We start from the raw sequence: 9702 nt of genomic DNA, 5'->3' as shown, positions 1-9702 counted from the left end.
CGACGTGTGCGGCACGCCCGCCGGGGGCAACCCCGCAGGCGACGCGCTCGCCGAGGTCGCGGCGTCGTGGACCAGCGAGGACCCGGACGCCTCTATCTCGGATCACGCCGGGTCGATGCCCAGGGTTGCGAGGGCCTCGCGGACCGACGGACCACCGATCCGGCCCGGGACGACGGCAAGGGCCCGCGTCGCCACCGACCGGTCCACACCCGCCACGAGCATCACGAGCGCGGCCCGCAGGTCGCCGTCGGTGGCGGCCAGCGCGTTCTCGCACACGTCGTCCTCCAGGTCCGTGGCCTGGGTGAGCAGCCGGACCAGTCGCCTGCGCAGCTTGGCGTTGGTCGCGAGCACCTCGACCATGAGGTTCGAGTAGGTCTTGCCGAGCCGCACCATGACCGCCGTCGAGAAGGTGTTCAGCACCATCTTCTGGGCGGTGCCCGCCTTCATGCGGGTCGACCCCGTGATGGCCTCGGGCCCTGTGTTCACCAGGATCGGGATGTCCGCCTTCGAGGCCAGGGAGGCGAAGGGGTTCGACGCGAGCAGCACGGTCCGCGCCCCGCGCGCGCGGCCCATGTCGAGCGCTCCCCCGACGTACGGGGTGCCACCGCTGGCGGCGATGCCGAACACGATGTCGGCAGGCCCGACGTCGGCGACCAGCGCGCCACCCGCCGCGATGTCGTCCTCCGCACCCTCGGCCGCCTTCTTGAAGGCGTTCAGCCCGCCCGCGAGGTGCGGCACGAACATCTCCTCGCCCACGCCGTAGGTCGGCAGGAGCTCAGCGGCGTCGAGCAGGCCCATGCGGCCCGACGTGCCGGAGCCCACGTAGTGCACCCGTCCGCCGGCGCGGATCCCGTCCACCGCGATGTCGATCGCCTCGACGATGCGCGGGTGCGCAGCGCGTACGGCGGCGATCACCGCGGCGTCCTCGTCCGTGATCATGCGCACCATCTCGGCCGTGGAGACCACGTCGATGTCGCGGGTCCGCGGGTTGCGCTCCTCGGTGGGTGAGACCGGGCGCGGCAACGACTGTGCGTGCCGTTCGAATCCAGCCTCCGCGATCATCGGCGGGCCCCTCTCTCATTGCCTGCGCTGCGCTGTTGGACGCTGCGCTGTTGGTCTCGGTGCTGCTGTCGGTCTCTGTCCTGCTGTAGGTCGTGGTCCCTCTTCTGGAACCCGTACTGCTCATCGCTCATGGCTGCTCTCACTGCTCGCTGCTGCGCTGTTCTTCGCTGTCCCACCGGTCCACGGGCCCGCGGAGACGCTCGACGGCGGCCGCCGCGTTCGCTCGTCCGGTCCCGCACGCCACCACGACAGCCGGGCCACCACCACTCAGCGTCCCGAACCAGTCGTCCACCGGTCCGGGAAGCCCCGTGTGGACCACGACGAGATCCGGCCGGACCGCCCACAGCCGTTCCAGGCGGGCGCGTTCGGCCGAACCCAGGACGGGTTCACGGGTGATCACGACGAGTGGCTCGGAGCGGGGCACACCCCGGGGAACGCCCCCAGGAAATTCTGCGCCACGTTTGACACCAGTTCTGTCGAGATCCGCCGATACACCGTACCGGGAGATTCGGGCAATAAGCACCGCAAGTCCAGATTCGTCGAGAAGAAGTTCCGCAGCCCCCTCCCCGGCGACCCCCTCACCAGGCGTCTCCGCCGTCTCGCCCGGCGACGGGCACCGCGACAGCCTGGCACCCGGCCATGCCGCCGCGACCGCGGACTGCACGTGCCGGGCCGTGCGTCCGGCGGCATGGTCCAGCCGGGTACGCAGGTCGACGACGTCGGGTTCGGCGTCCGGCGCGAGCGGCACCAGCCGGCCACCCCGCACGTGGACGACGGCGTCCGCGATGTGCGCGCCGAGCGCCGACAGGTCCGCGAGCGCCTCCTGCGCGGCGTCGATGCCTGCCGCCGCGCCGGCTGCCGCTCGCCGGTCCCTGAGTGCTGCCACGAGCTCCCGCGTGCGCTCACCCGACTCCTCGAGCCGTTCGACGGTCAGGCGGCCGGCGGCGACGGCCCGGCTCAGCGCGTCGGACGACTCGGCGTACAGGGCCGGGTCGAGCCCCAGGCAGAGCAGGTCAGCGCCGGCCTCGACGGCGCGGACCGCGGCCTCCCCCACCGAACCGGTGAGCCGGCGCAGGGCGCCCATGTCGAGGGCGTCGGTGATGATCGGGCCGGTGTGGCCGAGCTCGCGGAGCAGCCGCGTGGCGGCCGGCTCGATCGAGGCGGGCGCCGGGCCGAGCGCGGGGAAGAGCACGTGGGCGGTCATGACCGCGTCGAGGGCCGACTGGCCGGCGTCCCGGCCCTCGGGCCGCAGGGCGCGCGCGAACGGGAGGAGGTCGCGCGCCCGGACGACGTCGAGCGGCTCGTCCACGACCGGCAGTCCCACATGGGAGTCGACGGTGGTGGCGCCGTGGCCGGGGAAGTGCTTGCCGCAGACGCCCACGCCCGCGCTGCGCACGCCGCGGGCGAACGCGATGCCGTGCCGGGCGACCTCGTCGGGCGTGGTCCCGAAGGCGCGGACACCGATCACGGGGTTGTCCGGCTCGGAGACGACGTCGAGCACGGGGCCGAGGAGCAGGTCGACGCCGGTCGCGGCCAGCAGCCGCCCCAGTGCCCGGCCGGCGTCCAGGGAGACGGTGCCGCCGCCGGGGTAGGCGCCGAGCGCTGCCGCCCCGGGGAGGGACGATCCGGAGGCCGCCTCGAGCCGCGAGACGTCGCCGCCCTCCTCGTCGACGGTGATCAGCAGGTCGGACGAGATCGAGTGCAGGGTGGCGGACAGCGTGGCGGTGGTGGCGACGTCCGGCGTGTTTCGCGCGAAGTAGACGACGCCGGCCAGGCCGGCGCGGGCGGCGTCGGCCAGCCACTCCGGGACGAGCACGCCCTCGAAGCCCGGCAGGAGCACGCCGTTGACCGCGCGCTCCGTGCGGGAGACGGTGCGGGAGACGGTGCGGACAGGCCCGGCGTGCTCGGCCGTCATGCCTTGACGGCCCCAGCGGTCAGACCCGAGGCGAGCCGGCGCTGGACCAGGATGAAGAAGATCATGACGGGCACGGTGATGATCGTGGAGGCCGCCATGATGGCGCCCCAGTCGTTGGAGTGGACGCCGAAGAACGAGCGCAGGCCGATCGCCACGGTGTAGTTCTCCGTCGCGCCGCCGAGCATCGTCATCGCGAAGATGAACTCGTTCCACGCGGTGATGAAGCTGAAGATGCTGGTCGCGACCAGGCCGGGCGCGACCAGCGGCAGCAGGACCGACCAGAACATGCGGCCCCAGCTCGCGCCGTCGAGGTAGGCGGCCTCCTCCAGCTCGACCGGGACCGCCGCGACGAAGCCGCGCAGCATCCAGATCCCGAACGGCAGCGCGAGCGCCACGTACACGACGACAAGGCCGATCAGGGTCTCCAGCAGCTGCAGGTCCCGGACCTGGACGAACAGCGGGATGACGAGCGCCTCGAGCGGCACCATCTGCACGATCAGCACGAGCATGAGGATCTGGGTGCGCATCCTGAAGCGGAACCGCGCGACGGCCACCGACGCGAGGAGGGCCAGCACCGAGGAGACCAGCACGGTGCCGAGCGCCACCAGCAGGGAGTTGCGCAGGAACGTGCCGAACCCGCCCTCGGTGAGCACGAAGACGTAGTGGTCGAACGTGGGCTCGGCCGGCCAGAAGCTGCTGGTGTGCCCGGCCCGCGCGTCGAGCGAGCTGTTCAGCATCCAGTAGACGGGGAACAAGGTGAACACGAGCAGGAGCGCGACCAGCACGCCCTTGCCGAGCTGCCGCAGCGGCGAGCGCCGTGAGCTCATCGTTCCTCCTCCGCCAGCACGGTACGCACGTAGACCGCGGTGATCGCGAGCAGCAGCAGGGTCAGCAGGACGGCGATCGCCGAGCCGAAGCCGTACCTGTTCTGCCCGAACGACTCGACGTACGACCACACCCCGAGGTTGAGCACGGACCGATTCGATCCTGCGCCGCCGGGCATGAGGTACACCTGCGCGAACACCTTGAAGTCCCAGATGGTCGACAGGATGATCACGACGGCGAACACCTGCCGCAGCTGCGGCACGATGATCGAGAAGAACCGGCGGAACGACCCGGCGCCGTCCATCTCGGCGGCCTCCAGCATCTCCTTCGGCACCCCGAGCAGCCCCGCGAGCACGGTGACCGCGACGAACGGGAAGCCGTGGTGGATCACGTTCAGCAGCACGATCGCGTAGAACGACCACCGGTCGGTGAACCAGTTGGTGGGGTCGTCCAGCAGGCCGAGCCCCATGAGGACGTCGTTGAAGACCCCGCGGTCGGCGTCGAAGATCCAGACCCAGACGTACGTGCCGGTGACGGCGGGCATGGCCCAGGCCGCCATGATCGCGCTGGACGTGACGGTGCGCCAGAAGGTGCCGAGCGACGCGAGCAGCACCGCCACCCCGGTGCCGAACGCGACGGTGCCCGCGACGGAGAGCACGGCGAACCCGACGGTGTTGGGCAGCACCACCGTCCACAGCTCGGGGGACGCGAGGATCTCCGCGTAGTTCGCCGTGCCGATCCAGTTCGGTTCGCCGGTGGTGATCTCGCGCAGGCCGTAGTCCTGCAGGGAGAAGAGGAACACCCGCACCAGCGGCCACAGCAGCAGCACCGCCAGGACCACGAGCGCGGGGGCGAGCAGCAGCCAGGGCCGCACGAGGGCGGCCCTGGCCCGGCTGAGCCGCGGGAGCTTCTGCGGCTCAGCCACCTGCTGGGTCACGTGCTGAGTCACGTGCTGGGTCACTCAGACCCGTTCAGCACGCTCGTCATCTCCTCGGCGGCGGCCTCGCTCGCTTCCGCGACGTCGGCGTCCCCGGAGAGGATCGACTGCATCATCGTGCTCGTCGTGAGCTTCGCCTGCACCGCGCCGTAGGTGGGCGCCACCGGCACGGAGGCGCCGCCCTCGACGAACTGCTGCGCGAACGGCGCCACGAGCGGGTCGGTGCTCGCCAGGGTCTCGTCGAGCAGGGAGACCTGGCCGGGGAAGTACCCGGACTGCTCGCCCCACTGCTGCGCGAACTCGCCGGTGGTCATCATCTCGATGAACGCGAAGGCCAGGTCCTTGTCGTCCGCCGTCTCGAACATGCTCAGGTGCGAACCGCCGAGGACCGAGGGGGCGATGCCGCCGTCCTTGCCCGGGATCGGCACGGCGGCGAACTTACCCTCCATGTCGGGGTTCGCGTCGACGATTGCTCCCGGCGTCCACGAGCCCATGACCGCCATACCGACGTCGCCCGCCGCGAACGCGTCGAGCACGTCCGTCTCGCGCCACGTGGTGGCGCCCTCCGACGAGTAGCCGCCCTCGGTGGCCAGCCCGGTCCAGAACGCGATGCCCTCCTGCGACTCGGGGCTGTCCAGGCCCGAGGTCCAGGTGTCGCCCTCCAGCGTGGCCACCTCGCCGCCCGCACCCCAGACCCACGGGTAGACCGTGAACTCGGCGTCACCCGGGACGGCCACCGCGATCTTGTCCGGGTACTCCTCCTTGAGCGCCGCCGCGGCGTCCTCGAGCTCGGCCCACGTGGTGGGCGGCTCGACGCCGGCCTGCTCGAACATCTCCGTGTTGTAGACGAGCGAGCGCACACCGGCGTACCAGGGCATGCCATAGAGCTGCTCGTCGTAGGTCCCGGCCTCCACGAGACCCTCGACCAGGTCGTCGCCGATCCCGGCGCCGTCCACGTACTCGTCGAGCGGCGCGAGCGCGCCGGCGTCGGCGAACTCGGGGGTCCAGGTGGTGCCGGTCTCCGCGACGTCGGGGGTGGTGCCGCCGGCGATGGAGGTGACGAACCTGTCGTGCGCGTCGCCCCACTCGACGAACTCGACGTCGAGCGTCGCGCCGGTCTCCGCCTCGAACGCGGTGGAGACGTCGGCGAAGAAGTCCTCGGCGTCCGGGTTCGTGCCCTGCATGATCCACACGCTGAGGGAGCCGTCCCCCTCGCCGTCGCCGCTCCCGCTACCGCCGGCGCACGCCGCCGTCGTGGCCGCGAGAAGCAGTGCACCGGTGGCCGCCGCTATGGGCCGCCGCATCGCTCGAGTCATCGTTCGGCTTCCTTCCGCTCGGTGCCGCGAGGTTAGCCAGGTGAATTACTGAGAAATGAAATTCCCAATACGCGGCATTGCGTGGAGATTACTGACGTGAGGAATGATCTGCTAGGGGTGTTACCAAACTGTGATTGCTCACCATGGTCATGGGGCCCTATGGCACGCGTGCGGTCCATTTCGGCGTGCCGAACTTCGACTCGACCAGGCCCTCGGCGAGCGCCCACTCCTCCGGGGTGATCTCACCGGTCACCGTGCGGTACCGCGCACGGAACGAGGCCTCGAGGGCGTCGATCACCGCCGCCCGGTCCAGGCCGGTCTGGGAGCGCAGCGGGTCCACGCGCTTGTTCGCGCTGCGGATGCCCTTGTCGCTGAGCTTCTCGCGCCCGATCCGCAGCACGTCCGTCATCTTGTCGGCGTCCATGTCGTAGGCCATCGTCGCGTGGTGCAGGACGGCGCCCCCGGCGAGCCGCTTCTGGGCCGCGCCGGCGATCTTGCCTGCCGGCGAGGCGATGTCGTTGAGCGGCACGTACGCGGCGTCGATGCCGAGCCCGTGCAGGGCGCCGATCACCCAGTCGTCCAGGAACGCGTAGGAGCGTTCGAAGCTCAGCCCGTCCACGAGCGAGCCCGGCACGTACAGGGAGTACGAGATGGTGTTGCCGGGCTCCATGAACATGGCGCCACCCCCGGAGATCCGCCGGATCACGCGGGCCCCGTGCCGTGCGGCGCCCTCGGTGTCCACCTCGTTGCGCAGGGACTGGAACGATCCGATGATCACCGCGGACTCGTCCCACTCCCAGAACCTGAGGGTCGGCCCGCGCCGTCCGGCACCCAGCTCCTCGGTCAGCACCTGGTCGAGCGCGACGTTGAGCAGGGGCGACACAGCAGGGGTGCGGATCACCTGGAACTCGTGGTCCTCCCAGGCGGTCGCGTGGCCCAGCGCCCGCCGCGCGGCGACGGCCACGGCGTCGGCGTCGAAACCTACGGCGGTGGCGCCCTGCAGCGCCCCTCGCACCGCCTCGGCCAGCTGGGCCTTGGAGGCGTCGGCGGGCATGCCGTCGAGGGCCTCGCCCATGGCCTCGAGGGCCTCGTCGGGTTCGAGGAAGAAGTCCCCGCTCACCCTCGTGTCCGTCAGCCGGCCGGCCGACCCCTCGGTGTCGGCCACCTCGGTCTCGACACGAACCAGCTTTCCGTGTGGAACCTTGAACTCTCCTCGCACGTGTTCACAGTAGGCGACGGTGCCTGCGGTGTCCGGCGCCGGACCCGCCCTTGGTACGGAAGGTGCGACTCCGGCGTCGGGCACACCGGTCGGACACAACCGACATTTGGCAAGATGGCGCGGCAGAACAGACCAGAATTTCCTCCTTTCTTTAGACATCCTTGCCCCGGTTCCGTGTCAGAATGACCAGGTGTCCGAACTCGCACTGGGTATTGATGAAGCGGCGATCGACGCCTGGGTCGTCGCTCTCGACGTAGGCGGCAGTGGGTCGCGCCTGGTCGCAGAGTTCGGCAACTCGACACACCCCGAGCGCATCAGCCTGACCGGCCGCGCCGTCAAGGTGAACCACCACGGCAGCGATGCCGCTGCGGTCGTCGCCTCCCTGTGCCAGTCCTTCAACGCGTGGGCCGCCCGCATGGGCCACGACGGCATGAGCGACGGCAGCACCGCTCCCGTCTCGTCCGCCGCCGTCGGCATCACGGGGCTGACCTCCCTGGTCGAGAAGCCCATGGAGATCCACGACATCCTGGCCCGCGAGCTGCGGACCAACCGGACCGCCGTCGCCGGTGACGCGCTCACCGCACACATCGGAGCCCTCCGCGGGCGCGCCGGTGCCGTGCTCTCCGTCGGAACCGGCGCTGTCGCGTTCGGGTTCGACGGTGTGAACCGCTGGCGTCGTGCCGACGGCTGGGGCCACCTGCTCGGTGACCTCGGAGCCGGTGTCTGGGTCGGTGGCGAGGCACTGCGCGCCGCCGGCCGGTACCACGACGGCGCGAGCCGCGGCGCCTCGAAGCGCCTGCTGGAGGCAGCGGTCGCCAAGTTCGGCCTCATCGAGAGCTGGCCCAACCAGTTCTACAAGAACGCCGAGCGCGCCAAGCAGCTCGCCTCGATGGCCCCTGAGGTCATCATCGCAGCGGCCGAGGGCGACCCCACGTCGATCCGCATCCTCGAAGAGGCCGGGCGACACCTCGCCGACACGCTCTCGAGCGCGCTCGGCCGCGGGATCCCGCCGCTCGCCTCCACGACCGGCCGCCTGGTGCAGGAGGAGTCGCCGCTCACGGTGTCGCTGACCAAGCACCTCTCCGAGGACCGGCCCGACGTCTCCCTCGTCCCCAGCGGCGGCACGCCGCTGGACGGTGCGCTCACCCTGGCCCGGCGCCTGACCAACGCGCCGCAGTCGGTCGGTGGCTTCCGCCCGTGGCTGACCGTCCGCGTCGACGGCCACCACACCCTGCACGAGACTCCGGAAGACACCGGCGCCAAGGAGATCCTCGCCGCAGAGCTCTCGGCCACCGAACTGCCTGGTGACGAGCTTCAGTGACCGACGGTCCGTCACTGGCGCGTTCCTTCACTACCCCGTCATGCCCGAATCCCCGGTACGGGTGTATGTTTCCGAGCCCTAGCCCCACCACCCCCAACCCGGGAGATGCGACATGACAGGTGACGTCCTCGTCCGACTCAGGCGCGCACTACCGACGCTGCGACCAGCAGAAGCCAGAGTGGCTCAGACGGTCCTCGACGACCCCAACACCGTCGTCCAGTCGACCATCACGGAGCTCGCCGGTCACGCGGACACGTCACAGGCCACAGTGGTGCGGTTCTGCCGCGCCGTCGGCTACGCGGGTTATCCCGAGTTCCGGATCGACCTGGCCCAGGCGACCAGCCGGCGCGAGGTCGAGATGGAGCGGTCCGGCATCGCCGAAGGCGAGATCAACCAGACCGACGACATCGAGGCCGTCGTCTCGAAGATCGCGTTCCACGAGGCGCGGACCATCGAAGAGACCGCCCGCATGATCGACACCGACGCGATCGAGCGGGTGGCAACGGCCATCGCCGAGGCAAAGCGGGTCGACGTCTACGGCGTCGGCTCGTCCAACCTCGCCGCCGCTGACCTGGCGATGAAGCTGCAGCGCATCGGCGTCTTCGTGTTCACGTCGCCCGACCCGCACCAGCAGCTCGCCTCCTCGGCGCTGCTCGAGCCGGGCAACGTCGCGATCGCCGTCTCGCACTCGGGTCAGACGCGGGAGACCAACCAGGCGCTCGAGATCGCACGCAAGCGCGGCGCTCTCACCGCGGCGATCACGAACTTCCCGGATGCGCCGATCGGCCTCGTGTCCGACGTCGTCCTGGCCACCACGGCCCGCGAGACCCAGTTCCGGGTCGGGGCCATGTCGAGCCGCATCGCACAGCTCACGGTCGTGGACTACCTGTTCGTCCGCGTCGCGCAGCGCACGTACGACCGCTCGTCGATCGCGATCAAGGCGACGTACGAGGCGGTGCGTGACCAGCGCCTCGACCAGGGCAGGCCCAAGACGGACCACCCGGCGGCCCCGGTCGCCTGACCCCAGCAGGGTCCGCGAAGTAGAGCGCCTGTCCGCTGGTGTCGGGGGGTGGGCCCGGGGTCGGGGGCCGGCGCGCGACATAGCAG

8 protein-coding genes are annotated in these 9702 nt (G+C 70.8%); 2 read left to right on the top strand and 6 right to left on the bottom strand.

The genetic code is table 11. The annotated features are described in order from the left end of the window. Positions 1-102 precede the first annotated feature (102 nt). The 6 genes from murQ to AB0I32_RS26865 all read right to left on the bottom strand — a co-directional run bounded on the left by murQ (position 103) and on the right by AB0I32_RS26865 (position 7274). Entirely contained in the window at positions 103-1062 is a 960-nt protein-coding gene (murQ, locus tag AB0I32_RS26890; RefSeq protein ID WP_357511726.1) for an N-acetylmuramic acid 6-phosphate etherase, read from the bottom strand. Between the two features lie 139 nt (positions 1063-1201). Then, positions 1202-2977 carry a glycoside hydrolase family 3 N-terminal domain-containing protein gene (locus tag AB0I32_RS26885; protein ID WP_357511724.1) on the bottom strand — a complete coding sequence of 592 codons (1776 nt, stop codon included), beginning with the start codon at positions 2975-2977 and terminating at the stop codon, positions 1202-1204. Next, positions 2974-3804, bottom strand: a complete 831-nt coding sequence (locus tag AB0I32_RS26880) for a carbohydrate ABC transporter permease (protein ID WP_357511722.1) — start codon at positions 3802-3804, stop codon at positions 2974-2976. Before AB0I32_RS26880 ends, AB0I32_RS26885 begins: the two co-directional genes overlap by 4 nt. After that, positions 3801-4727, bottom strand: a complete 927-nt coding sequence (locus AB0I32_RS26875; protein ID WP_357511728.1) for a sugar ABC transporter permease — start codon at positions 4725-4727, stop codon at positions 3801-3803. The genes AB0I32_RS26880 and AB0I32_RS26875 overlap by 4 nt, the downstream gene beginning before the upstream one ends. 32 nt (positions 4728-4759) lie before the next feature. Continuing rightward, entirely contained in the window at positions 4760-6055 is a 1296-nt protein-coding gene (locus tag AB0I32_RS26870; RefSeq protein WP_357511720.1) for a sugar ABC transporter substrate-binding protein, read from the bottom strand. Between the two features lie 157 nt (positions 6056-6212). After that, the gene (locus AB0I32_RS26865) at positions 6213-7274 is read right to left on the bottom strand and encodes a biotin/lipoate A/B protein ligase family protein (protein WP_357511718.1); all 1062 of its coding nucleotides are present in this window, start codon (positions 7272-7274) and stop codon (positions 6213-6215) included. A 190-nt stretch (positions 7275-7464) separates the two neighbouring features. Here AB0I32_RS26865 and AB0I32_RS26860 point away from each other — a divergent pair, with 190 nt between their 5' ends. Both AB0I32_RS26860 and AB0I32_RS26855 read left to right on the top strand, forming a co-directional pair. After that, positions 7465-8595: a BadF/BadG/BcrA/BcrD ATPase family protein gene (locus tag AB0I32_RS26860; protein WP_357511716.1), complete on the top strand. Its 1131-nt coding sequence runs from the start codon at positions 7465-7467 to the stop codon at positions 8593-8595. A gap of 112 nt (positions 8596-8707) precedes the next feature. Continuing rightward, on the top strand, positions 8708-9616 hold the full coding sequence (locus AB0I32_RS26855) for a MurR/RpiR family transcriptional regulator (protein ID WP_357511714.1): 909 nt from the start codon (positions 8708-8710) through the stop codon (positions 9614-9616). Positions 9617-9702: the final 86 nt, after the last annotated feature.

It is taken from the genome of Promicromonospora sp. NPDC050249 (assembly GCF_040656015.1).
Classification (GTDB): Bacteria; Actinomycetota; Actinomycetes; order Actinomycetales; family Cellulomonadaceae; genus Promicromonospora.
This window is presented reverse-complemented; position numbering and strand designations above follow the sequence as displayed.